The sequence below is a fragment of the Dactylosporangium salmoneum genome (genome assembly GCF_039532525.1).
Taxonomy (GTDB): Bacteria; Actinomycetota; Actinomycetes; order Mycobacteriales; family Micromonosporaceae; genus Dactylosporangium; species Dactylosporangium salmoneum.
On the sequence record NZ_BAAARV010000023.1, the window covers coordinates 195,163 to 220,289 of the forward strand.

General features: G+C 72.3%; 23 protein-coding genes. 12 read left to right on the plus strand and 11 right to left on the minus strand.

All coding sequences use genetic code 11. The features are described 5' to 3' along the window. Position 1: 1 nt before the first annotated feature. From treZ to ABD352_RS14735, 5 genes are all read left to right on the plus strand, one after another. Positions 2-1,702 (plus strand): malto-oligosyltrehalose trehalohydrolase, encoded by a 1,701-nt coding sequence (gene treZ / locus ABD352_RS14715; protein ID WP_344612894.1) that lies wholly within the window; start codon positions 2-4, stop codon positions 1,700-1,702. A 73-nt stretch (positions 1,703-1,775) separates the two neighbouring features. Then, a complete protein-coding gene (locus tag ABD352_RS14720; RefSeq protein ID WP_344612895.1) occupies positions 1,776-2,123 on the plus strand; it encodes an ArsR/SmtB family transcription factor in 348 nt (115 codons plus the stop codon). Next, complete coding sequence (locus tag ABD352_RS14725; protein ID WP_344612896.1) at positions 2,116-3,000, plus strand: SRPBCC domain-containing protein; 885 nt, start codon at positions 2,116-2,118, stop codon at positions 2,998-3,000. The genes ABD352_RS14720 and ABD352_RS14725 overlap by 8 nt, the downstream gene beginning before the upstream one ends. Positions 3,001-3,092: 92 nt before the next feature. Next, positions 3,093-3,530 carry a hypothetical protein gene (locus ABD352_RS14730; RefSeq protein WP_344612897.1) on the plus strand — a complete coding sequence of 146 codons (438 nt, stop codon included), beginning with the start codon at positions 3,093-3,095 and terminating at the stop codon, positions 3,528-3,530. A gap of 110 nt (positions 3,531-3,640) precedes the next feature. Continuing rightward, positions 3,641-4,315, plus strand: a complete 675-nt coding sequence (locus ABD352_RS14735) for an NAD(P)-dependent oxidoreductase (protein ID WP_344612898.1) — start codon at positions 3,641-3,643, stop codon at positions 4,313-4,315. A gap of 18 nt (positions 4,316-4,333) precedes the next feature. Here ABD352_RS14735 and malQ read toward each other — a convergent pair whose 3' ends face one another. From malQ to ABD352_RS14760, 5 genes are all read right to left on the minus strand, one after another. After that, the gene (gene malQ, locus ABD352_RS14740; RefSeq protein ID WP_344612899.1) at positions 4,334-5,989 is read right to left on the minus strand and encodes a 4-alpha-glucanotransferase; all 1,656 of its coding nucleotides are present in this window, start codon (positions 5,987-5,989) and stop codon (positions 4,334-4,336) included. A gap of 7 nt (positions 5,990-5,996) precedes the next feature. Further along, a complete protein-coding gene (locus ABD352_RS14745) occupies positions 5,997-6,851 on the minus strand; it encodes an MEDS domain-containing protein (protein WP_344612900.1) in 855 nt (284 codons plus the stop codon). Positions 6,852-7,009: 158 nt separating this feature from the next. Continuing rightward, on the minus strand, positions 7,010-7,897 hold the full coding sequence (ppk2, locus tag ABD352_RS14750; protein WP_344612901.1) for a polyphosphate kinase 2: 888 nt from the start codon (positions 7,895-7,897) through the stop codon (positions 7,010-7,012). A gap of 75 nt (positions 7,898-7,972) precedes the next feature. Continuing rightward, positions 7,973-9,607 carry a VWA domain-containing protein gene (locus tag ABD352_RS14755; RefSeq protein ID WP_344612902.1) on the minus strand — a complete coding sequence of 545 codons (1,635 nt, stop codon included), beginning with the start codon at positions 9,605-9,607 and terminating at the stop codon, positions 7,973-7,975. Further along, positions 9,604-10,659, minus strand: a complete 1,056-nt coding sequence (locus ABD352_RS14760) for a hypothetical protein (protein ID WP_344612903.1) — start codon at positions 10,657-10,659, stop codon at positions 9,604-9,606. The genes ABD352_RS14755 and ABD352_RS14760 overlap by 4 nt, the downstream gene beginning before the upstream one ends. Positions 10,660-10,804: 145 nt before the next feature. On the opposite strand from ABD352_RS14760, the gene ABD352_RS14765 reads away from it, so the two are divergent. Both ABD352_RS14765 and ABD352_RS14770 read left to right on the plus strand, forming a co-directional pair. Continuing rightward, on the plus strand, positions 10,805-11,842 hold the full coding sequence (locus ABD352_RS14765; RefSeq protein WP_344612904.1) for a phosphatidylinositol-specific phospholipase C domain-containing protein: 1,038 nt from the start codon (positions 10,805-10,807) through the stop codon (positions 11,840-11,842). Between the two features lie 210 nt (positions 11,843-12,052). After that, positions 12,053-13,720 carry a substrate-binding domain-containing protein gene (locus ABD352_RS14770; protein ID WP_344612905.1) on the plus strand — a complete coding sequence of 556 codons (1,668 nt, stop codon included), beginning with the start codon at positions 12,053-12,055 and terminating at the stop codon, positions 13,718-13,720. A 25-nt stretch (positions 13,721-13,745) separates the two neighbouring features. On the opposite strand, the gene ABD352_RS14775 is transcribed toward ABD352_RS14770, so the two are convergent. After that, positions 13,746-15,176 (minus strand): M1 family metallopeptidase, encoded by a 1,431-nt coding sequence (locus tag ABD352_RS14775; protein WP_344612906.1) that lies wholly within the window; start codon positions 15,174-15,176, stop codon positions 13,746-13,748. Next, positions 15,177-16,025: a metal ABC transporter substrate-binding protein gene (locus tag ABD352_RS14780; protein ID WP_344612907.1), complete on the minus strand. Its 849-nt coding sequence runs from the start codon at positions 16,023-16,025 to the stop codon at positions 15,177-15,179. It lies immediately after the preceding gene. Positions 16,026-16,161: 136 nt separating this feature from the next. On the opposite strand from ABD352_RS14780, the gene ABD352_RS14785 reads away from it, so the two are divergent. Beyond that, on the plus strand, positions 16,162-16,800 hold the full coding sequence (locus ABD352_RS14785; protein ID WP_344612908.1) for a dihydrofolate reductase family protein: 639 nt from the start codon (positions 16,162-16,164) through the stop codon (positions 16,798-16,800). Here the strand turns inward: ABD352_RS14785 and ABD352_RS14790 are convergent. Further along, on the minus strand, positions 16,797-17,333 hold the full coding sequence (locus ABD352_RS14790; RefSeq protein WP_344612909.1) for a histidine phosphatase family protein: 537 nt from the start codon (positions 17,331-17,333) through the stop codon (positions 16,797-16,799). The genes ABD352_RS14785 and ABD352_RS14790 overlap by 4 nt on opposite strands. A gap of 30 nt (positions 17,334-17,363) precedes the next feature. Continuing rightward, entirely contained in the window at positions 17,364-18,389 is a 1,026-nt protein-coding gene (locus ABD352_RS14795; protein ID WP_344612910.1) for an adenosine deaminase, read from the minus strand. A 135-nt stretch (positions 18,390-18,524) separates the two neighbouring features. On the opposite strand from ABD352_RS14795, the gene ABD352_RS14800 reads away from it, so the two are divergent. Next, positions 18,525-20,039 (plus strand): MFS transporter, encoded by a 1,515-nt coding sequence (locus ABD352_RS14800; protein WP_344612911.1) that lies wholly within the window; start codon positions 18,525-18,527, stop codon positions 20,037-20,039. On the opposite strand, the gene ABD352_RS14805 is transcribed toward ABD352_RS14800, so the two are convergent. Then, entirely contained in the window at positions 19,984-21,399 is a 1,416-nt protein-coding gene (locus tag ABD352_RS14805; RefSeq protein ID WP_344612912.1) for a DHA2 family efflux MFS transporter permease subunit, read from the minus strand. The two genes, ABD352_RS14800 and ABD352_RS14805, sit on opposite strands and share 56 nt — an antisense overlap. An 83-nt stretch (positions 21,400-21,482) precedes the next feature. Here ABD352_RS14805 and ABD352_RS14810 point away from each other — a divergent pair, with 83 nt between their 5' ends. From ABD352_RS14810 to ABD352_RS14820, 3 genes are all read left to right on the plus strand, one after another. Further along, positions 21,483-22,166 carry a TetR/AcrR family transcriptional regulator gene (locus ABD352_RS14810; RefSeq protein WP_344612913.1) on the plus strand — a complete coding sequence of 228 codons (684 nt, stop codon included), beginning with the start codon at positions 21,483-21,485 and terminating at the stop codon, positions 22,164-22,166. Between the two features lie 43 nt (positions 22,167-22,209). Then, positions 22,210-23,502: a serine--tRNA ligase gene (gene serS, locus ABD352_RS14815; protein WP_344612914.1), complete on the plus strand. Its 1,293-nt coding sequence runs from the start codon at positions 22,210-22,212 to the stop codon at positions 23,500-23,502. A gap of 300 nt (positions 23,503-23,802) precedes the next feature. Beyond that, positions 23,803-24,390 carry a TMEM165/GDT1 family protein gene (locus ABD352_RS14820; RefSeq protein WP_344612915.1) on the plus strand — a complete coding sequence of 196 codons (588 nt, stop codon included), beginning with the start codon at positions 23,803-23,805 and terminating at the stop codon, positions 24,388-24,390. Between the two features lie 72 nt (positions 24,391-24,462). Here the strand turns inward: ABD352_RS14820 and ABD352_RS14825 are convergent. Beyond that, positions 24,463-25,127: LysR family substrate-binding domain-containing protein (locus tag ABD352_RS14825; RefSeq protein WP_344612916.1), on the minus strand; the 665-nt coding region annotated here is incomplete at its 5' end.

Here is a 25,127-nt window from a genome sequence, read left to right on the forward strand (position 1 = left end):
CATGGAGTTCCGGGTGTGGGCGCCGGCGGCGCGGCGGGTGGTGCTGCACAGCGGTACCGAAGCCATCCCCATGACCGCCGACGGGCAGTGGTGGACGGCCGAGGATCCCGGCGCCGGCCACGGCACCGACTACGGGTTCGCGCTGGACGACGACGAGCGGGTGCTGCCCGACCCGCGCTCACGCCGGCAGCCGGGCGGGGTGCACGGGCGCAGCCAGGTCTACGAGCACGACCGGTTCGCGTGGGGCGACGCCGGCTGGACCGGGCGGCAGCTGGCCGGCAGCGTGCTCTACGAGCTGCACGTCGGCACGTTCACGCCGTCGGGGACGTTCGACGGGGCGGTCGAGCGGCTGCCGTACCTGCGCGAGCTGGGCGTCGACCTCGTCGAGCTGCTGCCGGTGAACACCTTCAACGGCGAGTACAACTGGGGCTACGACGGCGTCGGCTGGCACGCCGTGCAGGAGAGCTACGGCGGCCCCGACGGGCTGAAGCGCTTCGTCGACGCCGCCCACCGCGAGGGCCTCGGGGTCGTCATCGACGCCGTCTACAACCACTTCGGCCCTTCGGGCGCCTACGCACCGCAGTTCGGCCCGTACCTCTCGACCGGCGCGAACACGTGGGGCCGCTCGCTCAACCTGGACGAGGCCGACAGCGGCGAGGTGCGCCGGTTCATCATCGACAGCGCCCTGCAGTGGCTGCGCGACTACCACGCCGACGGGCTGCGGCTGGACGCCGTGCACGCCCTGGTCGACCGCGGCGCGACCCACCTGCTGGAGGAGCTCGCCGCCGAGGTCGACGCGCTGTCCACGACGCTCGGCCGCCCGCTGTCGCTCATCGCCGAGTCCGACCTCAACGACGCCAAGCTGATCACCGCCCGCGAGGCCGGCGGCTACGGCCTGCAGGCCCAGTGGGACGACGACGTCCACCACGCGCTGCACACCATGCTGACCGGGGAGCGGCAGGGGTACTACGGCGACTTCGGCTCCCCGGAGTGCTTCCGCAAGGTGTGGCAGGAGGCGTTCTTCCACGCCGGCACCTGGTCCTCGTTCCGCCGGCGGGTGCACGGCCGCCCGATCGACCGGGCCCGCATCCCGGGGCACCGCTTCGTGGTCTGCCTGCAGAACCACGACCAGGTCGGCAACCGCGCCACCGGCGACCGGCTGACCGCGACCCTCTCCCCCGGCCTGCTGCGGGTCGGCGCCACGCTGCTGCTGACCTCCCCGTTCACGCCGATGCTCTTCATGGGCGAGGAGTTCGCGGCCCGCACCCCGTGGCAGTTCTTCACCAGCCACCCGGAGCCGGCCCTGGCCGCCGCGGTGGGCAAGGGCCGCCGCGAGGAGTTCGCCGCCCACGGCTGGCCGCCGGGCGACGTGCCGGACCCGCAGGACCCGGAGACCTTCGCCCGCTCGCACCTGGACTGGGCGGCGATGGACCAGGACATGCTGGCCTTCTACCGGCGGCTGATCGCGCTGCGCAAGACCGTGCCGGGCCTGTCCGACCCGCGGCTGGACCGGGTGCACGTGGACGACGACGACGGCGTCCTGGTCATCCGGCGCGGCGAGCGGACGGTGGTGGCCAACCTGGCGAAGGAGCCGCGCACGGTTCCCCTGCGGGCCGAGCGCGTCATCTTCGCCACCGACGACGCCGTCCTGCTGCAGTCCGGCCTGGTCACGCTGCCCGCGGAGTCCGCCGCGATCCTGTAGCCGCCGCTTGACGCGCCGGGCCGGTGCTGCTTAAGTAACCAGGAGGTTAGATAACCACTTGGTTAGGTAGGCCATGGACGAGGACAGGCTCAGCGTCACCTTCGCGGCGCTGGCGGACCCCACGCGGCGGGCGATACTCGCCCGGCTCAGCGAGGGGGAGGCGACGGTCAAGGAGCTGTCGGCGCCCTTCGCGATGAGCGGGCCGGCGATCTCCAAGCACCTGCGCGTGCTGGAACAGGCCGGGCTCATCTCGCGTGGGCGGGAGGCGCAGTGGCGGCCCTGCCGGCTGGAGCCCGGGCCGCTGCGGGACGTCGCCGCGTTCGCCGAGCGGTACCGCCGCTTCTGGGACGAGAGCTACGCCCGCCTCGACGCCTACCTGCAGTTCGTACAGGACGACATCGAGGAGCCGCGTGATGAGTGACGAGCTGGGCGTGACCGGGTTCGAGCTGGACGGTGAGGCCGGGGTGCGCATCACCCGGGTCGTGGCCGCGCCCCGGGGGCTGGTGTTCGACGTGCACACCAGCCCGAAGCACCTGCCCAACTGGATGGTCGGGCCGCCCGGGTGGGCCATGCCGGTCTGCGAGATCGACCTGCGGCCCGGCGGCGCGTTCCGCTACGTGTGGCGCGACGCCGACGGCGGCGAGCTGAGCATCGGCGGGACGTTCGAGGAGGTCGTCCGGCCCGAGCGGGTGGTCAGCACCGAGGCGTGGAGCGGCGACTGGCCGGCCACCCGCAACACGGTGACCTTCGACGACCTCGGCGGCCGGACCCGGATCACCACGCACATCGCCTACGCCTCGCCGGCCGCCCGCGAGGCCGCCCTGGCCAGCGGGATGCGGGAGGGCATGGACGCCGGCTACGCCCAGCTGGACGCCTACCTGGCCGGGCAGTACTTCACCATGCGGCTGGAGCTGGTCCCGGTGCCGGTCAAGGACGTCGACGCCGCCCTCGCCTTCTACGCCGGCAAGCTCGGCTTCCACGTCGACCACGACGTGCAGCCCGGCGGCGGCCCGCGGGTCACGCAGCTGACCCCGCCGGGCTCGGCCTGCTCGATCCTGCTCTACAAGGACCTGCCGGGGCTGGACCTGCCGCCGGGCACACTGCGCGGCCTGCACCTGGTCGTCGGCGACGTGCGCCGGGCCCGGGAGGCGCTGCTGGACAGCGGCGTCGACGCGGGCGAGGTGCAGGACATGGGCGGCATCCTCTACGTGCCCTTCGCCGACCCGGACGGCAACACCTGGCTGCTGCAGGAGATCCCGCCGAACTCCGGCCGCCCGGACGATGACCCACTCGGCTGATCGGCCATTTCCCGCGCCGATTCTCGACCGTAGCGTGCGCGTGCCATCATTCATCACCCGCGATGCGCGCGGGTCCCTCACGGGGAGAGCACGTGCGGCAGAAGCTTCACGATTTGACCATCGCCAACGCAGCGCCGCTGATGGGTCCGGGTGAGCGGGCCCTGGCGACCGGGCGGTGCCGGGTCGGCAAGGCCAATGTGGGACGCAACGTGGCCATGGTGGCCGCGACGGCGATCCTGTCCGGCGGCAGCATGATGATGTACCAGCAGAAGAAGGCGTTCTACATGCTGCTCACCAACGAGCGGCTGCTGATCCTCGAGGCCCACTGGTTCACCGGCCGCCCGACGGCCAGCGCCGTGGCCGACATCCCGCGGCACGTGATCCGGGTCGCCGAGGCCAAGCGGGGCGTCACCGCCACGGTGATCCTCGCCCTCGGCACGAGCGGGGAGGGCCTGCGGCTGTCCTTCCCGGCGCTGGACAAGGAGGGCGCGGACAACCTGCTGCGCGCCCTGCAGTACCAGGCGGTCTGACCGCACCGAAGGCGCCGTCCCCGGCCGGGGGCGGCGCTTTCGTTTGGCAATCTAATATGAGATTCGTATTATCGGAGGAACATAGGTTATCGGTAGCAGAGGAGTCAGCCGTGGAGCTCACCGTCGTCGCCGCCTCCGGGGGAACCGGGCGGCACATCCTCGACCAGGCCCTCGCGGCCGGGCACGACGTCACCGCGGTCGTGCGCAACCCGCGCAAGCTCGACGGGCTCGGGGACCGGGTGCGGATCGTCGCCGTGGACCTGGCCCGACCGGACGCCGGTGCGCTGCGCGAGGCCGTAGCCGGCGCCGGCGCCGTGCTGTCCGCGCTCGGCGCCACCAGCGCCGGCGAGGAGGGCGTGGCCGAGCGCGGCACCCGCGCGGTCGTGGCCGCGATGCGGACCGCCGGGGCGCGCCGCCTGGTGGTGCTCAGCGCCGCCCCGATCGGCACCGTGCCCTCGCCGCAGCGCCCCGCCCCGCCCCGGCACGACCCCGGCGACGGGTTCTTCATGCGCCACCTCGGGGCGCCCTTCGCCCGCACGAGGTTCCGCGCCCACTACGCCGACCTGGCCCGCATGGAGGACGTGGTGCGCGGCAGCGACCTGGACTGGTCGATCTCCCGGCCGCCGATGTTCACCGACAAGCCGGGCACGGGCCGCTACCAGGAGGCGTTCGGGCGCAACATCCGCGGCGGCTTCTCCATCCCACGCGCCGACGTGGCCCACCACATGCTCGGCCTGGTGGGCCGCCCGGAGACGGTCCACCAGATCGTCGGGGTCGCCTCGTGAGGGCGGCGGGCGGGGACGTCAGCCCGCCGAGTTGAAGATCTCCGCGATCGCGAGCATCCGCGGGTCCTCGGTGAGCTTCTCGAGGGGCAGCGGCAGCGGGATCCGCCAGTTCGGGTACTGCTCGGACGTCCCGGGCAGGTTGGGCTGGCGGACCTCGCCGAGCACGTCGTAGGGCGAGGCGAGCAGGATCCGGCAGGGACTGCGGGCCAGCAGCCGGTGCATGGCGACGATCGGGTCCTCGTCCTGCGGCAGGAGCTTCAGGAGGGCGGCCCGGTCGGCGTCGGCGGCCTCCTGCTCCTCGGCGACCGGCCGGGTCAGCAGGCCGGCGGCGTCCCGGGCCCGGACGTGCTCGCCGGTGAGGAAGCCGGCGGCGGTGGGCAGGTCGTGGGTGGAGACGGAGGCCATGGCGTTTGCCGGCCACTGCTCGGGCGGGACGAAGGCGCCGTCGTCGTCGCGGGTGAACCACAGCACGGCCGAGCCGAGGATGTTGCGCTCCTGCAGGGTGCGGGTGACGACCGGCTCGACGGTGCCGAGGTCCTCGCCGACGACCACGGCGCCGGCCCGCCGGGCCTCCTCGACCAGCACGCCGAGCATGGCGGCCGCGTCGTAGTGCACGTACGCGCCCCCGGCGGCGCCCCGGCCGGGCGGGATCCACCACAGCCGCCAGAGCCCGGCGACGTGGTCGACCCGCAGCCCGCCCGCGTGGGCGAGGATGCCGCGCAGCAGGTCGCGGTAGGCGGTGTACCCGGTGGCGGCGAGCCGGTCGGGCCGCCAGGTGGCCAGGCCCCAGTCCTGCCCCTGCTGGTTGAACGCGTCGGGCGGGGCGCCGACCCGGGCCCCCTGCGCGATGACGTCCTGCAGCGTCCAGGCGTCGGCCCCGCCGGGGTCGATGCCCACGGCCAGGTCGTGCACGATCCCGACGCTCATCCCGGCCGCGGCGGCGTTGGCCGCGGCGAGCTGCTGGGCGCAGTGCCGCTGCAGCCACACGTGGAAGGCGACCCGGGTCGCGTCGGCCGCCTCGTACGCGGCGGCCCCCGGCCGCCTGAGCTCCTCCGGCCACTGCCGCCAGTCGACGCCGTGCGCCTCGGCGAGCGCGGTGTAGGTGGCGAAGTCCCGCAGCGCCGGCTCGACGTCGGCCAGGTCCGGGATGAACAGCAGCTCCAGCGCGGCGCGCTTGGCCCGCCAGACCGAGTTGTAGTCGACGAGGTCCGCCGGGGCGCCCGGGCCTGGGCGCAGCGCGTCGACCCGGGCCTTGAGCTCGGCCGGGGCCGCGGCGTACTCGGGCAGGTCCTCCACGCGCAGGTAGAGCGGGTTGACGAAGCGGCGCGACGACGGGGAGTACGGCGAGGCCGGCATCGGGTCGACCGGCGCCACCGCGTGCAGCGGGTTGACCAGGACGGCCCCGGCGCCGGTGGAGGCCGCCCACCTCGTGAACGCGGCGAGGTCGGCGAAGTCCCCGACGCCCCAGGAGGCGGCGGAGCGGACGCCGTACAGCTGCAGCATCCACCCCCACGTGCGCGGCACCGGCGGCAGGGCGTCCGGCTCGAGCAGGGCCATCACGTCGCGGACCACGTCCGGGTCGATGTCGACGCGGCGGTGACCGGCGGTTTCGTAGGACGTCGCGACGCCGCGGATGGCGGCGGCCTGCACAAGGCTGGGGTCGGCTGGCTGCACGGGGCCGTCATACCCCGGCGACGCGGTCGCGAAGCACCAGGCTGGGCACGGCCTCGGCGCCGACCAGCTGCAGCGCCTGGCGGACCCCGCGGGCGCAGCGCACGACCGTGTGGCGGTGGGGGCGGGAGGCGGCGAACCGCACGATGGTGCCGGCCCCGGCGGCGTCGACGAACTCCAGCTCGCTGGCGTCGAGCAGGACGACCGAGTCGGACTCGGCGACCAGGTCGAGGATCGAGGGCAGCGAGCCGACGTTGGAGGCGTCGAGCTGGCCGGTGAGGCGCAGGTGGGCGCCCCAGCCGCCGAGCGTGAAGCGCAGCAGCGGGCCCGGGTGCACGGCGCCGATGCGGGCGAGCAGCTCCTTGGCGAAGTGGCGGCGGTCGTACAGGCACAGGCCGGTGACCCGCGGGTCGCCGAAGAAGCGGTTCGCCCGGGTCTCGTACGCGAGCAGGTCTGTCGTCGTGAACCCGGCCCGCTGCGTCCAGCGCATCTGCACGGCGAGGGAGAACCCCGAGTACCCGGCGGCGAACGCCTCGTCCCGCAGCCGCGTGAACGCGGCCAGCAGCTCCTGTACGCCGAAGAGCCCCTCCCCGAAGGTTGCCGCACCGGTTTGACCGGTGCGCGGGCTGTAGCGAAGGGCGGTGAACTGCCCGGGCGCGGCGTCCGGCAGGGATGCGGCGAGCGTCCGGCCGAGGTCGGCGGAGTCCTCGTCGAGGAGGATGACAACGCGGTGACCTGCGGCAACGGCCCGCGCGGCGAGGCCGGTCAGCAGGTCGCGGAACTCCTCGTCGGCGTCGTAGACGAGGCTGACGTGCTTGCCGAACAACGCCGACCCGACATCGCACTCCGCACCAGCCTCCGGCACGGGGTCCACCCTACGGCGTGCATACGTACCGCTCACGACTGGATACACGCCCGCATTACTCAACCCTTCGGCGTGTCGTTACCTAACCTCGACCCGGGTCGGACTTATACCCTTACAGGCGGAATGTTCAGTTTCGCGGGAGAATGCCCGGATATCGGTTAGAGCCTCGGGGCGTCGTCGACGGAGTCGTCGGCCAGCGCGGCGGGGCCGATGATCAGCGGGTCCGGGATGCCGACCACGCCGAAGTCCTTGCCCTCGTAGTCGAACCGGCTCAGCACGTGCCGCATGGCCTCCAGCCGGGCGCGCTTCTTGTCGTTGCTCTTGACCACGGTCCACGGGGCGTCGGCGGTGTCCGTGTAGAAGAACATCGCCTCCTTGGCCTCGGTGTAGTCGTCCCATTTGTCCAGCGAGGCGAGGTCCATCGGGGAGAGCTTCCACTGCCGTACCGGGTCGACCTGCCGGATCAGGAAGCGGGTGTGCTGCTCGTTGCGCGACACCGAGAACCAGAACTTGACCAGCCGGATGCCGGAGCGCACGAGCATCCGCTCGAGCTCCGGGGCCTGGCGCATGAACTCGAGGTACTCGGCGCGGCTGCAGAAGCCCATGACCCGCTCGACGCCGGCCCGGTTATACCAGGACCGGTCGAACAGGACGATCTCGCCGGCGGCCGGGAAGTACTGGACGTAGCGCTGGAAGTACCACTGCGTCGACTCCCGCTCGCTGGGCTTCTCCAGGGCGACAACCCGGGCGCCGCGCGGGTTCAGGTGCTCCATGAACCGCTTGATGGTCCCGCCCTTGCCGGCCGCGTCGCGCCCCTCGAACAGCACGACGAGCCGCTCGCCCCGGGCCTTGATCGTGTTCTGCAGCTTGAGCAGCTCGATCTGCAGCAGCCGCTTGACGCGGTCGTACTCGGCCCGGGTCATCCTCTCGTCGTACGGATAGTCCTCCCGCCACGTGTCGACCGGCTGCCCGTCCTTGCGCAGCAGCACCGGGTCGTCGTCATCGTCGTCCTCGACCAGGTAGTCGTCGAGCGAGAGTTCGGTCATACCGCTGGTGTACCCCAACGACCCGCACTTCTCTACCGCCGACGCCTGAACAGTTCGGATAAAACGATCACGGGCCTACTGATAGCCGCGGATCTCCTTGAACGCCGCGGGCAGGGCGCCGGTACGGGCGTCGAAGGACTTGCCGCCGGTCAGGTCGGCGACCTGCTGCATCTCCTGGACGTTGCCCTCGCCGAACAGGATGGTGAAGACCGGCACCTTGGGCAGCTGCGGCAGCCGGGCCTGGAACGCGGCCAGGTTGGCGCCGGCGGTCAGCTCGCCGTCGGTCAGCAGGACGATCGACGTGAACCGGTCCGGGTCCTCCTTGGCCAGGGCGGCCGCCTGGTCGTAGGCGACGAACAGGGCGTCGTAGATGGCGGTGTCGCCGGCGGCCGCGAGGCCGTTGGCGTACCCCCGGATCTGGTCGAGCGTGGGCTGGATGTTGCCGTCGGGCAGATCGAAGCGGCGGACCTGGCCGGGCTTGGTGCTGAACGGCACCATGACCACCTGCTCACGGCCGTTGAAGCGGGTGAACTGGCCGGACAGGGTGGTGTCGGCGCCGGTCAGGCCGACCAGGGCGTTCTTCAGGCCCTGCAGGCGCTCGCCCTTCATCGAGCCGGACAGGTCGAGCACGTAGATGGTGCGGGCGGGCTTGCGCAGGTCGTCGCCGAACGCACCGATGAGCGCGTTGGCGGCGTCGAGCTTGCCGGGGAACGGCAGCTCGGGCAGGTTGCCGTCCTTCGGGCCGAACTGGGCGGCCAGCTGCACCTCCGGGACCGCGGGGCGGCGCCAGGTCGTCGACATGATCTTGCGCTGGACGCTGGGGCGGCGCAGGTAGTCCACCACCGCGGCGTAGTTGTTCTTGGTCTGCTCGGAGACGCCGGCGAGCAGGGTGAGCGGGTAGTCGGCGGTGATCACGCCGTCGGACGGGTAGATCACGGTCAGCGGCTCGGGCAGCTTGCCGGAGGCGTTGAGCGACAGGATCACCGACTCGTAGTTGACCAGGCCGTCCACGGCGTGGTCGTTCTTCTCGACGGCGTTCTTGGTGAAGGAGTCGGCGAGCCAGCCCGACGAGCCGGACGTGAGGTTCTGCCCGGCGAAGAAGGCCCGCAGCCGCGGGGTCAGCGGGGCGATCTGCTCGGCGGTGAGCGCCGCGCCGGTGCCGGCCAGGGCCGCGGCGACGCCGACGAGCGCGGAGAAGCCGGAGTTGGAGCTGGCCGGGTTGGTCATGCCGTAGGTGAACTTGTGGTCGCCGGCCGCGACGGCGATCTCGCTCCAGGTCGGGCGGTGATCGGTCCAGCCCAGCTTGGCCGCGACCGACTGGCGGATGCCGAGCACGACCGGGGAGGTGGCCACCTTGGTCGCGGTGCCGATCTTGTCCCCGGCGTCCGGGTGCAGCTGGAGATACCGGTTGGAGGCGAACCAGATCGCGTCGTAGGACTTGGCGGCGTTGCCCGACACCACGTTCTCGACGCCGTCGAGGGTGCCCGTGGCCTGCAGCTTCACCTCGACGCCGGTGGCCTGGCGCAGGTCGCCCAGCACCGGCTGCAGGTCGGCCAGCTCGCTGCTGGCGAGGACCCGCAGGGTGCCGGAGCCCTTGAGGAACGGCCCCTCGCTCTCCGCGGGCTTGGCGTCCTTCCCGCCCCCTTTACCGCTGGTGCACGCACCGAGCAGCAAAGCGGCCACGACCAGCGCGGCGCCAAACCTCTTCATGACATCCTCTCGTGCAGCCTGGCGAGCAGCGCGTGCTCGGTGTCGTAGCCGGGGTCGGCGACCGCGCCGGCGAACGTGGTCGGCAGCGGCGCGTCGCCAGGGCGGACGCCCTGGAAGATCGGGGCGGTCAGGCCGGTGTCGGCGGTGCGGAAGCCGTGCTTGGCGGCGAGCTTCTGCAGCTCGGGGTCCGTGGCCAGCAGCTTGGCGACCTCCACCCCGTGCTGGGTCAGCGGCACGATGGTGTGCTGGCACACGAGGGTCGGCGCGGGGTACACCAGCGACTCCCCTTTGCCGAGCCCGTCGTTGACCGCGTGGTCGACGAACTGGGCCTCGTAGACGAGCACCATCGGCGCCGAGTTGCCCCCGCTGCGCAGGTAGGCCTCGAACGGCTCCTCGCTGGTGGTGTCCACCGCGCCCTGGTCGGTGAAGAGCTTGGCGACGGCGCCGAGGTCGCCGCCGGTGGCCTGGTTGAGCAGCACGGCGAACATCGCGGCCGAGTTCGAGTCGGCCGGGCGGGTGGTGGCGACGAGGACGTTCTGCGCCACGGGCCGGGTCGTGTTGCCCGGGATGTCGGTCCACTTGAGGTTGCGCCGGTTGGCGTCGGCGAGGGCCTTGAGGTCCAGCCGCCACACCCCGGCGGCGTCGCGCGAGGCCAGCTTGGCGCTCTGCAGCAGGTCGACGATCGGGGTGAAGGTGGCCACGGCCAGCGGCGAGGAGAAGACCGCCACGTTGTCGCCGGCCGGCGTGCCGTGCCGGCGGATCTCCTCGGCGGCCGAGGCGCTGGCCGGGAAGGCGAAGTCGTAGCCGGGCAGCCGGGTCGGCATCTGCCGGGAGCCGGCCGGGTCGGCCCGCACCTTCCAGCCGTGCTTGGCCAGGGCCTTCTTGACCTCGGGGTCGGCGAAGTACCGCTCCTTCTCGGAGCCGATGAGCGCGCTGACCTCGGTGCCGCCGCCCCCGCCGCCCTCCGAGCGGCGGCCCAGCAGATGGCCGGCGACGGCGCCGATGACCACCAGGACGAGCACCAAGACGATCAGAGGACCGGTCCGCTTCACGCCCCGATTCTGCCCCTCGCCCGCAACCATCGGCATTCAACCCGCAGTTCACCGGGTGTTTACTTCGTCCACAGTGGATGATCGTTTCATCGGCGTTCACCCATGGGCTTCCATCATGTCGAAGAATGTCGATACGGTCCTGGCCATGCGCCCGCAGTCATCGATCGACGTCGCTGTAGCGACGCTCGTCACCGCCGTCACCATCGCCGCGGCGACCCCGGCCCATGCCGCCGCCCCCACCGACCTCAAGCTCTCGCACACCACCGCCGTCGGCGTGCACAACACGTACGACAAGGCGAAGTTCGCCTACCTGGCGGACGCCCTCGACACCGGGGTGTCACTGCTGGAGTTCGACATCTGGGTGGACACCCTCACCAAGCGCTGGCGGGTGAACCACGAGCTCTTCGGCACCAGCAACAACTGCACCGCCGCGACCACCGCCGCCCAGCTGCGCACCGGCGCCCGCGACCAGCAGTTCGGCGCCTGCCTCGACGACATCCGCATCTGGAGCGACGCCCACCCGGGCCACGCCCCGCTGCACCTCAAGATCGAGATGAAGGCCGGCTTCGACAGCCGCTACGGCCTCGGCCCGGCCGACTTCGACGTCCTCGTCGCGAGCAAGCTCGGCGCGAAGGTGTTCAAGCCGGCCGACCTGCTCGGCTCCGCCGCCACCCTCGACGCCGCGGCCCGCGCCGACAACTGGCCGGCCCGGGCCGCCCTGGCCGGCAAGGTCATGATCGAGATCATCCCGGGCACGTTCGAGCGCGGCAACCCGTTCGACAACCTCGCCACCGACGTCGAGTACGGCCGCTACCTGCGCGACCTCAAGGCCGCCGGGCGCATCGGCAGCGCGCAGGCGTTCCCGGCGGTCCTCGACGCGGCCGCGGGCGACCCCCGGACCCGCTACAGCGAGACCGACATCCGGCCGTGGTTCGTCGTCTTCGACGGCTCGGCGTCGACGTACATGAACGGCTCGATCGACACGCAGTGGTACAACGCGAACCACTATCTGCTCGTGATGACCGACGCGTCGTCCGTCTCGCCGGCCATCGACGCCACCAACCCGACCACCGCCCAGGCCCAGGCCCGCATCCAGCTCCTGGCCGCGCACAGCGCCACCGTCGTCTCCGCCGACTGGTCCCCCGCGACCGGCGTGCTCAACACGGTCGTGGCCCGCAGCTAGCCTGCCGGATTTCCGACGCCGCCGACCCATGCGTGTCGGCGGCGTCACCGTCTGCTCCCAAGATCGCCTGAACTGGGTGGAATGCACCATCTGAACGGCCGATGAGCGCCGCCGACAGGTGGACGATCGCCAGAATCCGTCGCAATCGATGGCATACTTGCCCGCGGTCATCGCACATCACCCCACCTCAGCGCGCGGATGGTGCAGCACATGGGCAAGCATCAGCAGGCGGGAACCGCCGGGGCGGCCTTGCGCGGGCTCGTACTCCTGCTCGCCATCGCCCTCGTGGCCGGCGCCGGCTGGTACGTGTGGCGCGACCGCGGCGGCAGCGCCGAGGCCGGCACCGACTGCCCCACCACCCTGCGCGTCATCACCGCGTCCTCGTTCTCCACCGTCGTCTCCGCCGCCGCCCGCACCCTGCGCTCCGGCCCCGACTGCATCCTGGTCGACACCACCACCGCCGACGGGCGCCCGGCGGCCGGCCAGCTCAGCCAGCTCAACGCCGACGTGTGGATCCCCGACGACGCCTCGTGGGCCGCACTCGCCGCGCCCGGCTCCCTGGTGCCGACCGACAAGGACAGCCTGGAGAAGCGCGACACCTCCGCCGGCGCCACCCTGGCCACCAGCCCGATCCTCATGGTCACCGACCAGCCCACCGCCGAGAAGATCAAGGTGCAGGGCAACGGCTGGCTCGCCCTGTCCGACCTGCTCGACAACAAGAACACCGGGGTGCGCCTCGTGGTCCGCGACCCCTCGCTTTCCGGCGACGGACTGGTCGCGGCCGGCGCCGTCGGCGAGGCCGTCTGGCTCAAGCGCGGTATGGACGCCTCCTCGCTCGCGCTCAACACCACCCTCGCGGTGACCCGCACCGTCAACCACAACCTGGCCGCCACCCCGGAGACCGCCGGCGAGGTCGGGTTGGTGCCCGAGTACGCGCTGCTGCCGACCATGGACCTCGCCCCGGCCGGCCGCGTCTACCTCGCCGGGGCCGACCACACGGCGCTGCTGCGGTACAGCTGGTTCCCCTCGGCCGCCGCCGCCCGCGACCCGAAGCGGAGCGCGGCGCTCGGGCGGCTCTTCGCCGCCTTCACCACCACCGACGGCCGTCAGGCGATCAACGCCGCCGGCCTGCGCGGCCCCGGCCAGACCCGGCCGCCCTTCGACGGGGCCTCCGTGCTGCCCGAGCCCACCGCCGAGCCGTTCCCGGTCCTCGCACCGCACCACCTGCAGCACGTCTTCGCCACCTGGGACCCCGAGGACCGGCGCAGCAACCTGCTCATCATCGTCGACGTCTCCGGGTCGAACACCGGGTCGACCTCCAGCCCTCCCCCGGGCAACAAGCAGCAGCCGATCGACGTGCTCAAGGCCGGCTGCCGGGTCGTCGGGGACCTCATGCCGGTCGGCTCCCGGCTCGGCCTGTGGGAGATCAGTCCCGGCCAGACCGGCGGGTACCGCAAGCTGCTGCCCACCGACCGGCTCGACGAGACCTCCCGGGCCGCCTTCACCCGCTCGGTCAACGCGCTCACAACGCACCGGGCCGGCCAGGGCCTGCTCGACACGATCGTCGCCGGCTACCAGTCGGTCCGCGACGACTGGCACGACGACATGTTCAACCAGGTCCTCATCCTCACCGACGACGCCGGCAGGGACAGCGCCAACGCCGCCGCGGTCGCCGACATGGTGCAGAAGCTCAGCGGGCTCAAGGACCCGGAGCGGCCGGTCACCATCAGCATCGTGGTGCTGAACAGGCAGGACGCCGCCGACAGGCTCAAGGACGCGCTGGCCAAGCCCGTGGGGGCGTACGTCGACAACGCCATGAGCGCCGACGACGTCCAGGCCGCGTTCATCCACGTCGTGGCCGGCGGCCTGCACGAATAGGCCGGTTCCCTGCGCGAACCGGGCCTCAGGACGGGGTCGTCGGCGAGTCCAGCCAGGCGTCGATCAGGGCGGTGAAGTCCCGCCCGGTCTGCCGGTTCACGAACGCGGTGAACGCCGCCCGGTCCCGGGCCGTGCCGGCGTTCGCCGCCGCCCAGGCCCGCCCGAGCGCGAAGAAGCCGGCGTCGCCGAGCGCCTTGTGCAGCTCGTGCAGCAGCAGCGCCGGGCAGACGTAGACGTTGTTCTCCGCGAAGCTGTCGGCCCGCGGGTGCCCCGGCGGCCCGAGCTTGGCCCGCAGGTCCGCGTCCTGGGCCCGGGCCCCGCGCTCCCAGCGCTCCATGGCGCCGGGGTCGCCCTTGCCGTTGTACAGCTGCTCGATGTAACTGGCCCAGCCCTCGTTGAGCCACACGTCCTGCCAGGTCGCGGGCCCGACCGCGTCGCCGAACCACTGGTGGGCCAGCTCGTGCACCAGCACGCTCGACGCGACCACGGCGTCGCGCAGCACGTCCCCGCCCACCGTCACCATCTGCTGGGTCTCCATCGCCGACCGCGACGGCACGACCACCACCCCGGCGCTCGGGAACGGATAGCGCCCGAAGCGATCCTCGAGCCATTGGAGGTACTCCGGGACGCGCCGCAGCGCCGCGAGCCGCCCGCTGTCGTCGACGCCGGTGCGGGTCCACAGCTGCACCGGCAGCCCGTGCGGCCCGGTGAGCTCGGTCTTCGTGTACCGCCCGGCCGCGAGGGTGGTCAGGTAGCTGGCCACCGGCGTGGTCGCCGTGTACCGGAAGGTGTTCCCCTGCACCCCGGCCGGCGTGCCGCTCGCGATGCCCGCCCAGCCCTCCGGCACCGTCACCGCGATGTCGTACAGCGCCTTGTCCGACGGCTGGTCGTTGGCCGGATACCAGGTCGACGCCCCGTAGGGCTCCTGCATCGTCCACAGCTCCCCGCCGTCCGTGACGGTAAGCCCGAGCGGCTCGATGTCCCCGCGGTGCGACGGCATCGGCACCGGGGCGGGCGTCCCCGCGTACCCGACGACGAGCGTGGCCACCGCCCCAGCCGGCAGCGCCCGGTCGACGACAAGGTCTCCGCCGTCCAGCCGCGCGGCCGCCGGCGTGTCATCGACGGTCGCGCCGCCCAAGGTGTACGCCGGGGAGAAGTCGAGCCGGATCGACGGCACCGCGACCACGGCCCGCAGCCGGATGGCCGCCTTGCCGGTGAGCGCCCGCGACTGCGGGTCCCAGCTCAGCGTCAGGCCGTAGTGCAGCACGTCGAGGGCGGGGTTGCCGTAGCCCGGATAGATCGGGTCGGCGACCGGCGTCGACGTGCCGTCGTGGTTGCTGCGGTCCTCGAAGCTCGGCACCGGCCGGACCGGCCGCGCCGCCATCGGCTCGGTGCTGGTGCACCCGGCCAGCAGCAGCACCGCGGCGGCCGCCGCCGTCGCCAGTCGCCGCCGCACCTAGCGGCAGCCCAGCGCGTCGCGGAGCGCGGCCAGGTTGGCCCGCATCACCGTGAAGTACGTCTCGCCGTCCTCCACGCCCTCGAGCGGGTCGAGCACGGCGGACTTCGCCCCGATCTCCCGCGCGACCGTCTCCGACAGCTTCGGGCTGACCAGCGACTCGAAGAAGATCGTGGTGACCCCGCGGTCGCGAGCCACCTTGGCCACGTCCCGCACCTGCTGCGGCCCCGGCTCCTCGTCCGGGTTGAGCCCGGTCACGGCCACCTGGGTCAGCCCGTAGCGGGCGGTGAGGTACCCGAACGCCTCGTGACTGGTGACGACGTCGCGCCGCCGGCAGTCGGCCAGCCCGTCGCGGAACTCGCCGTCGAGCTCCTGGAGCTGGGCGTGCAGGGCCCGCGCCCGCTCCCGGATCGCGTCGGCGGCGGCCGGGTCGGCGGCCGCCAGCCGCTCGGCCGTCCGGTCCGCGATCGCCGCGAGCCGCACCGGGTCGAGCCAGACGTGCGGGTCGGCGTCGCGCAGCGGCTGCACCCCGGCCACGTCGAAGGTCTTGCCCTTGTCCTGCAGGTCGATCGCCTCGTCCACGGCGGGCTGGAAGCCGCGCAGGTAGACAACGAGGTCGGCGTCCTCGAGCCCGGCCAGCTGGCTGGGGCGCAGCTCGAGGTCGTGCGGCTCGGCCCCGGCGCGGGTGAGGTTCTCCACCCGCACGCGGTCGCCGCCGACCTGCTCGGCGACGAACTGCAGCGGATAGAACGCGGCGACGACCCGGACCCGGCCGTCGTCCTGCTCGGCGGGGCCGGCGCACCCGGCCAGCGCCGCCACCAGCGCCACCGCCGCCCACCACCGCCGCATGGGCCTCATCCTCTCTGGTGATGACAACCATTGTCAAAAACATATGACCCTGATCCCTTCGGGTCCGCATGTCGAATCGGGCCGCGCAGCTCCGATCTGTTGGTGAAGACTGACCGAGACGAAGGGACCGACGACCATGCCACAGCTGCGCGTCCACAACTTCTGCATCTCCCTGGACGGCTTCGGCGCCGGCCCGGACCAGAGCCTCGACCACCCGCTCGGCACCGGGGGCGAGCGCCTGCACGAGTGGGTGTTCAAGACCGCCACGGGTCTCGCCATGGTCGGCGGCAAGGGCGGCACCACCGGCATCGACGACGAGTTCCTGGCCCTCGGCGAGCAGCGCGTGGGCGCCACCATCATGGGTCGCAACATGTTCGGCCCGGTGCGCGGCCCCTGGTCGAGCGACCCGCAGTGGCAGGGCTGGTGGGGGCCGAACCCGCCGTACCACCACCCGGTCTTCGTCCTGTGCCACGAGCCCCGCGAGAGCATCCGGATGGAGGGCGGCACCACCTTCCACTTCGTCACCGACGGCATCGAGCGCGCGTTGGAGCGGGCCCACGACGCCGCTGGGGACCTGGACGTGCGCCTGGGCGGCGGCGTGTCGACGATCCGGCAGTACCTGCGCGCCGGCCTGGTCGACACCCTCCACCTGTCGATCATCCCGATCCTCCTGGGCCGGGGCGAACGCCTGCTGGACGACGGGCTGACGGGCTACCGCACGACCAGGTTCGTCGCCTCCGACGAGGCCATGCACGTGACCATGACCCGCGTCTAGGCCACGTCGTACTCCCAGCCGGGCCGCCAGGCGAACGGCGCCGTCACCAGTTCGGCCAGGTCGGCGCCGTGCAGCAGGTGGTCGAGGGCCCAGCGGTTGGCCGAGTGCGCGATGACGAGGACCCGCTCCCCGGAGAAGGCGCGGGTCAGGTCGCCCAGGAACTCGGCCGTCGCGGCCACCACGTCGGCGTAGCTCTGGCCGCCGGGGAACGGCTCGGTGAGGTGCCGCGGGCGCTCCTGCGCCAGCCGCTCGACCCGGCAGCCGTTGAGCTCGCCGTAGTCGCACTCCCGCAGGCGCCGGTCGAGCCGCACCGGGATGCCGCTGCCCCGGAAAGCGATATCCGCCGTCTGTACCGCCCGGGCCAGATCGGAGGCGTACACCGCCGCGATGCCGTCGTCGCGCCGCCGCTGCCCCAGCTCGGCGGCCTGCGCCAGCCCGGCCTCGGACAGCTCGCCGGGCAGCCAGCCGGTGGCGATCCCCAGCTCGTTGTCGACGGTGGTCGCGTGCGTTTCGTACACCAGGGCGAGCGGCATGCCGGTCACGGTACCGCCGCCGCCTCCGGCCTACTTCGTGGCCGCCTCCGTGTAGGCGTCGATCTCGGCCAGGAGGGCGGCCTTGCGGGGCTCCTCCAGGAACGAGTAGCGCACCCCCTGACGGGCGAGGTCCGCGACCCCGGCCTCGTCCAGGCCCAGCAGCTGCGCGGCCACGGCGTACTCCTGGTTGAGCGTCGTGGAGAACATCGGCGGGTCGTCGGAGTTGATGGTGACCGGCACGCCCGCCGCGACGAGGGCCGGCAGCGGGTGCTCGGCCAGCGACGGCACCGAGCGGGTGCAGACGTTCGACGTCGGGCAGACCTCCAGCGCGATGTCGCGCTCGCGCAGGTGCGCCAGCAGCGCGGGGTCCTGGGCGGCGGCGATGCCGTGGCCGACGCGCTCGGCGCCGAGGTGGTGCAGGGCGTCCCAGATCGTCTCCGGGCCGGTCGACTCGCCAGCGTGCGGGGCGCTGCGCAGGCCGGCGGCGCGGGCCGCGGCGAAGTGCGGGGCGAACCACTCGCGCGGGACGCCGCGCTCCGGGCCGCCCAGGCCGAAGCTGACCAGGCCCTCGGGGCGCTGCTTGAGCGCCGCCTCCAGGGTGATGTCGGCCGACGGGATGCCGGCCTCGCCCGGGATGTCGAAGCACCAGCGCAGCTCGGTGCCGTGGTCGCGGGCCACCCGCGCGCGGGCGTCCTCGACGGCGTCGCAGAAGGCCTCGGCGGGGATGCCCCGATGGATGGAGGAGTACGGCGTCAGCGTCAGCTCCGCGTAGCGGACCGACTGCGCGGCGAGGCCCGTGCCGATGTCGTACGTCAGCGTGGCCACGTCCTCGGCGTCACGGATCAGGTCGACGACCGACAGGTACACCTCGATGAAGTGCGCGAAGTCGGTGAACGTGAAGTACTCGGCCAGCAGCTGCGGGTCGGCCGGGACCGGGGTCTTGCCGGCGTGGCGCTCGGCCAGGCGGGCCACCGTCTCCGGCGTCGCCGAGCCCACGTGGTGCACGTGCAGCTCGACCTTGGGCAGGCCGGCGATGAAGGCAGTGAGGTCGCGCATCGATTCGCCCTCCGATTCGGAGGCGCCCTTGTTCCGTGGGGCGGCCCGAGCGTGGCGGATGTGCCATCCGTCGCAGCGCCTCTCGGCCCGCGGCCCGAACGTAACATACGCGCCGGCCGAACTATGGTGGGGCGCATGACTGCCCCGTCGGAGCGTCTCGCCTACTCCAGCGCCGCCGGGCGATGGGTGCTCACCGCGACCATCCTCGGGTCCGGCATCGCCTCGATCGACGCGACCGTCGTGAACATCGCGCTGCCGGCGATCGGGCGCTCCTTCGGCACCGGGCTGCAGGTACTGCAGTGGGTGGTGACGGCGTACACGCTGAGCCTCGCCGGGCTGCTGCTGCTCGCCGGCGCGCTCGGCGACCGCTACGGCCGGCGGCGGGTCTTCGCCGTCGGCGTGGTCTGGTTCGCCGCCGCGTCGGTGCTCTGCGGGATCGCGCCCACCGCCGGCGTGCTGGTCGCCGCGCGCGCCCTGCAGGGGGTCGGGGCGGCGCTGCTCACGCCGGGCAGCCTCGCCATCCTGCAGGCCTCGTTCCGGCCCGACGACCGCAGCAAGGCGATCGGCGCCTGGTCCGGGCTGGGCGGGGTGGCCACCGCGATCGGGCCGTTCCTGGGCGGGTGGCTGGTCGGGCTGGGCGCGTCGTCGTGGCGGCTGATCTTCGCGATCAACGTGCCGATCGCCGCCGTGGTGGTGTACCTGGCCTGGCGGCACGTGCCGGAGTCGCGCGACGAGGAGGCCAGCGGGCGGGTCGACCTGTTCTCCGGTGCGCTGGTGACGGCGGGGCTGATCGGCGTGACGTACGGCCTCATCGAGGGCCAGGCGCTGGGCTGGACCAGCCCGGGGGTGCTCGGCGCGCTGGCCGGCGGGGCGGCACTCATGGCGCTGTTCCTGTGGCGGCAGACCCGCATCGCGCACCCGATGCTGCCGCTGGGCGTCTTCCGCTCGGCCCAGTTCAGCGCGACCAACGTGGTCACCTTCATCATCTACGGCGCGCTGGGCGGCGCGCTGTTCCTGCTGCCGATCCAGCTGCAGCAGGTGGCCCGCTACTCCCCGCTGCAGGCCGGGGTCGCCCTGCTGCCGGTGACCATCGTCATGCTGCTGCTGTCCTCGCGCTCCGGCGCGCTGGCCGCGCGGATCGGGCCCCGGCTGCAGATGAGCGTCGGGCCGGTGATCGCCGGGGCCGGGATGGCGCTCTACACCCGCATCGACGCCGACGGGAACTACCTGACCCAGGTGCTGCCCGCGGTACTGGTGCTGGGCCTCGGCCTGGCGGTGACCGTCGCCCCGCTGACCTCGACCGCGCTCTCGTCGGCGCCGGCCACCCACGCGGGGATGGCCTCGGCGGTGAACAACGACGTGGCCAGGGCGGCCGGCCTCATCGCCGTGGCGGTGCTGCCGGCCGCGGCGGGGATCACCACGGCGGCGTACGACACCCCGGACCTGCTCTCGGCCGGCTTCCACCGGGCGGTGCTGATCTGCGCCGCCCTGTGCGTGGCCGCCGGCGTCCTCGCTTCGCTGACGATCCGAGGTGCCGTGCGAAAGGAGCGCCCACTGTCGCACTGCGCCGTGGACGCTCCCCCGCCGTGCCGTCTCACGCCGGCTGAAGCTCCGGCGTCACAGTCGTCGCCACCGGCTCCGGCGCCTTGATCTTGCGCAGCGCCACCAGCGCGATCGGCACCCCGACCACCACCAGGGACGCGGCCACCACCAGCGAGAACTGGTAGCCGGCCAGGAAGCGGTGCAGCGGGGCGCCGGTCGCGGCGTTCTGCCGGTTCGACAGGATCGCGCCCAGGATCGTGATGCCCAGCAGGCCGAAGACCTCGCGGGAGACGTTGAGCATGCCGGAGGCGATGCCGGCCCGGGCCTGCGGCAGGGCGGAGAGCACCACGTTGTTCAGCGGGACGAGCAGCCCGCCGCCGAGGCCGAAGAGCAGGAACCAGGGCAGCAGGTCGGTGTAGCCGGCGCCCTCACCGACGGTGGCGAGCAGGCCGACCGCCACGCCCATCAGGGCCATGCCGGCCGCGACCGTGCGCCCGGCGCCGAAGCGGGCCTCCAGCCGGGGCGCGACCGTGGCCATGACCGCCATGACGAGCGCCATCGGCACGAACGCGGAGCCCGCCTCGGTCGGGGAGAAGCCCAGGACGTTCTGCAGGAAGATCGCGGTGAAGAAGTAGATGCCGAAGACGCCGAAGGCCCACAGTCCCATGGTGGCCAGGCCGCCGCTGAACACCCGGAGCCGGAAGAAGGCCAGGTCGACCATCGGGTGCTCGGTGCGGGTCTCGATGAACACGAAGGCGGCGGCGCTCGCGGCGGCCAGGGCGAAGGCGCCGAGGATGACGCCCGAGGTCCAGCCGCGCGACTCGCCCTCGATGAGCGCGTAGGTCAGCGCGAAGAGCGCCACCGCGCTGGTGGCCAGGCCCGGCAGGTCGAGGCTGCGGTTGCCGCTGCGCCGCCCGGCCGGCAGCGTGATCGCGGCGAGCACCGCGGTGGCCACGCCGATCGGCGCGTTGATCAGGAAGATCCAGCCCCAGGACACGTGCTGGCTCAGGTAGCCGCCGGTGAGCGGGCCGATGGCCAGGGCCAGGGCGCCCACGCCGCCCCAGATGCCGACCGCCGCGCCGCGCTCCTTCGGGTCCGGGAACAGCTCGGTGAGCAGCGCCAGCGCCGTCGGGGTGAGCAGCGCCGCGCCGATGCCCTGCACCGCCCGGGCCCCGATGAGCATCTCCTGGCTGCCGGCCAGGCCGGCCGCCACCGACGCGGCGGTGAAGATGCCGAGGCCGGCGAAGAACATGCTGCGCATGCCGACCACGTCGGCCAGCCGTCCACCGACGAGCAGCAGGCCGGCGAAGACCAGGATGTACGCGCTCGCGATCCACTCCAGCCCCGAGATGCTCAGGTGCAGCTCGCGCTGGATCGACGGCAGGGCCACGTTGACCACGTTGTTGTCGAGGTACGTCATAAAGGTGCCCAGGGCCACGGCGACCAGGGCCAACCAGCGATTTCTCATGTCAGGCGCTCCCCCTATACGGTGTACCTGTACGTCGTACATGTACGTTGTAGAGGAGAACCCATACGGTGTACAGTTGTCAAGTGCCGCCGAAAACCTCAGCCGATCGCCTCACCCGGACCGCCGTCGCCGAGCGCGCCCTGCGCATCGGGGACGAGGAGGGCCTGGAGGCGATCACCATCCGCCGCCTCGCGCAGGATCTCGGCGTGACGCCGATGGCGCTGTACTGGCACTTCAAGAACAAGGACGAGCTGCTACTCGGCCTCACCGACCACGTGATGTCCGAGGTGCGGGCCGACCGCACCGCCGACGACCCGTGGCCGGCCCAGCTGCGCGCGATGGTCGAGGCCCTGGTCCGGGCCATGCGCCAGCACCCCTGCATGCCCGACCTGCTGCACGCGGTGGACAAGAAGGGCGTGGAGAGCTTCACCCGGGCCACCAACGACGCGCTCGCGCTGCTGGAGCGGGCGGGGTTCCCCCTCGAGGAGGGGTACTGGGTCGCCTCCTACCTGCTGCACGCCGCCATCGGCCTGGTCGCCGCGCAGCCCGGCTGCCCGGCCATGGTGCCGCCCGACCAGGTCGAGGAGTGGCTGCGCAAGGAGCGCCTGCAGCTGGAAAGCCTGCCGGCCGAGCGTTACCCGCAGATGGTGCGCCTCGCCGACAGCTACCGGACGCTGCCCGACACGGAGCGGTACTTCGACTTCGGCATCGACCTTGTGATCGGCGCCGTGGAGAAAATGGCGGCGACGCGCCCGGTAGCATCCTGAGAGTCCGGGTTTTCTCCCAATCTCAAACGAAGGTGCGCGGCGCATGCTCGACATCGAGTTGATTCGCAAGGACCGGGCCTCGGTAGAGGCCGCCCTGTCCAAGAGGCTCGACCCGTCCGAGGTGTCCAGCGCGCTGAGTGCGATCGCCGACCTCGACAAGCAGCGGCGCGAGCTGATCGGCGAGATCGACGCCGAGCGGGCCCGCCGCAAGGAAGAGGCCCGCGCGTTCGGCGCGGCCAAGGCGGCCGGCAAGGCCATCGAGCCGACCACCCGGGACGCCAAGGCGGCCCTGCAGGAGCTCGAGGAGCGCCTGGCCGAGACCCAGCGGCGCCTCGACACCGCGATGAGCGAGCTGCCCAACCTGCCCAGCGACGACGTCGTGGCCGGCGGCAAGGAGGCCAACCAGGTTGTCAAGGTCTTCGGCGAGGCGCCGAAGATCGACAACGTCCGCGACCACGTCCAGCTGGCCAGCGACCTCGACCTCGTCGACTTCGAGCGCGGCGTGAAGCTCGGCGGCTCCGGCTTCTGGATCTACACCGGCTGGGGCGCGCGCCTGGAGTGGGCGCTTGTCAACTTCTTCATCGACCGGCACTTCGCGGCCGGCTACCAGTTCATGCTCCCGCCGCACCTGCTGCTGGACTCGGCCGGCTACGCCGCCGGGCAGTTCCCGAAGTTCTACGACGACGTCTTCCACATCACCGCCGAGGAGGGCGAGCGCGGCCGCTTCCTGCTGCCCACCTCGGAGACGGCGATCCTGGGCGCCTACCAGAACGAGATCTTCGACCCGGCGGACCTGCCGCACAAGGCGTACGCGTACACGCCCTGCTACCGCAGCGAGAAGGCCGGCTCGCACTCCGACGAGCGCGGCACCGTGCGCGGCCACCAGTTCAACAAGGTGGAGATCTTCCAGTTCACCACCCAGGAGGACGGCGAGAAGACCCTCGAGGAGATGGTCGACTACGCCGAGAGCCTGGTCGACGCGCTCGGCCTGCACTTCCGCCGCTCGCTGCTGGCCGCCGGCGACGCGAGCGCCTCGATGAAGAAGACCATCGACATCGAGGTGTGGATGCCCAGCACCGGGAAGTACAAGGAGGTCTCCTCGGTCTCGTGGGCCGGGGACTACCAGGCGCGCCGGGCCGGCATCCGCTACCGCGTGCCCGGCTCCAAGAACAACAAGTTCGTGCACACGCTGAACGGCTCGGCCCTGGCCACCAGCCGCATCTTCCCCGCGATCCTGGAGCAGTTCCAGCAGCCCGACGGCTCCGTTCTGGTTCCGGAGGTACTGCGGGACAAGGTCGGCACCGACCGCATCACGAAGCCCGAGAAGCGCAAGTAGCACGCCGTCGTCATGTCGTGGCCGGGTGCCTGTGGCGCCCGGCCACGCTGCGACGCGGCTCACTCTCCGCGCGCCTGGAGATCCGCTATGGTGGAGGCGCACGAAGGGGAGTAGTCCTCAACTGCGCCGTCGACATACTGGTGCTCTCGCATCCGGCTGCGCGGCTTCACCAGCGTTGACGCGCTTGTGGAGCGGACGAGACTTTCGGCCTCGCTGTCAGCTGTTCGTATCGAGCTGGACGGCCGGGTCGAGGTCGTCCCCCCTCACCTCCCGGCGGTCCAAGTCCCGGGAAGGTACGTCTTGAACGCATTCCTCGCCGCCCTGGCCCTCAGCTTCGGCGTCATTTTCGTGGCCGAACTGGGCGACAAGTCCCAGCTGATGGCGCTGACCTTCGCCACCCGCTTCCGCACCGTGCCGGTCCTCATCGGCATCACCATCGCCACGGCGGTCGTGCACCTGGTGTCGGTGGGCATCGGCTACGGCCTGGGCGCCGCGCTGCCGACCGGCTGGATCTCCCTGGTCGCCGCCCTGGCCTTCTTCGCCTTCGGCGCCTGGACCCTGCGCGGCGACACCCTGACGGAAGAGGAACGCGGCAAGGCCGAGCGCACGACCCGCTCCGCGATCATCGCCGTGGGCGTGTCGTTCTTCCTGGCCGAGCTCGGCGACAAGACCATGCTCGCCACCATCACCCTGGCCACCCAGCACGGCTGGTTCGCCACGTGGATCGGCTCCACGGTCGGCATGGTCGCAGCGGACGCCCTGGCCATCGTCGTCGGCCGCCAGTTGGGCCGGCACCTGCCGGAGAAGGCCATCAAGTACGGCGCGGCCGCGCTGTTCGTCATCTTCGGCGTGTGGCTGCTGATCGAGTCGCTGCGCGAGCTTCTCTGACCGTCCTTCACCTCGACGCAGCGCCGCAGCCCTCCTGCGGCGCTGCTCGGGTATCGCCACCACCCCGTTCGCCTACGGGCGCCGGATCGAGGCGACCGCGGCCTCGACGAAGTGCCGGACCAGCGGGCGGAGATCGTGCGAACGCCAGGCGATGACGAGGCGGCCCGGTGGAGCTTCGGCCACCGGCACGAGAACGATCCCGAGCGGAACCGGTTCGACCAGCGGGCGCGGCAGCACGGCGACCATCCGGCCCGCCGCGATCAGATGCAGCAGCTGAGCCACGTCGGCCACCTCCGGCCCGTCGTCCGCGACCGTCGCCCGGGCAACCCGGTCCACGTCCGCGTCCGCCCACCGCGGGAACGACTCCCCCGCCAGGTCGGCCAGCCGCACCTCGGACCGCCCCGCGAGGCGGTGCCCGGCGGAAAGGATCGCGACCCGGCCCTCCACGTGCAGCGTCTCGTGGGCCAGGCCGTCGAGGTCGTCGAGCGGCACGTACAACAGCCCGACGTCGGCCCGCCCATCGCGCAGGTAGTCGACCCGGTCGATCGCGCCGCTGAAGAGGATGTGCACGCGGCGGGCGTCGGGGCGCGACGCGTATGCGGCAAGCACTCCCGAGAGCAGGCCGGCGTCCCCGCCGGGTTTGAGAATGAGGCGCAGACGGGCGCCGCTGATCCCGCCGCGCGAACCCGCCGCGCGAACCCGCCGCGCGAACCCGCCGCGCGAACCCGCCGCGCGAA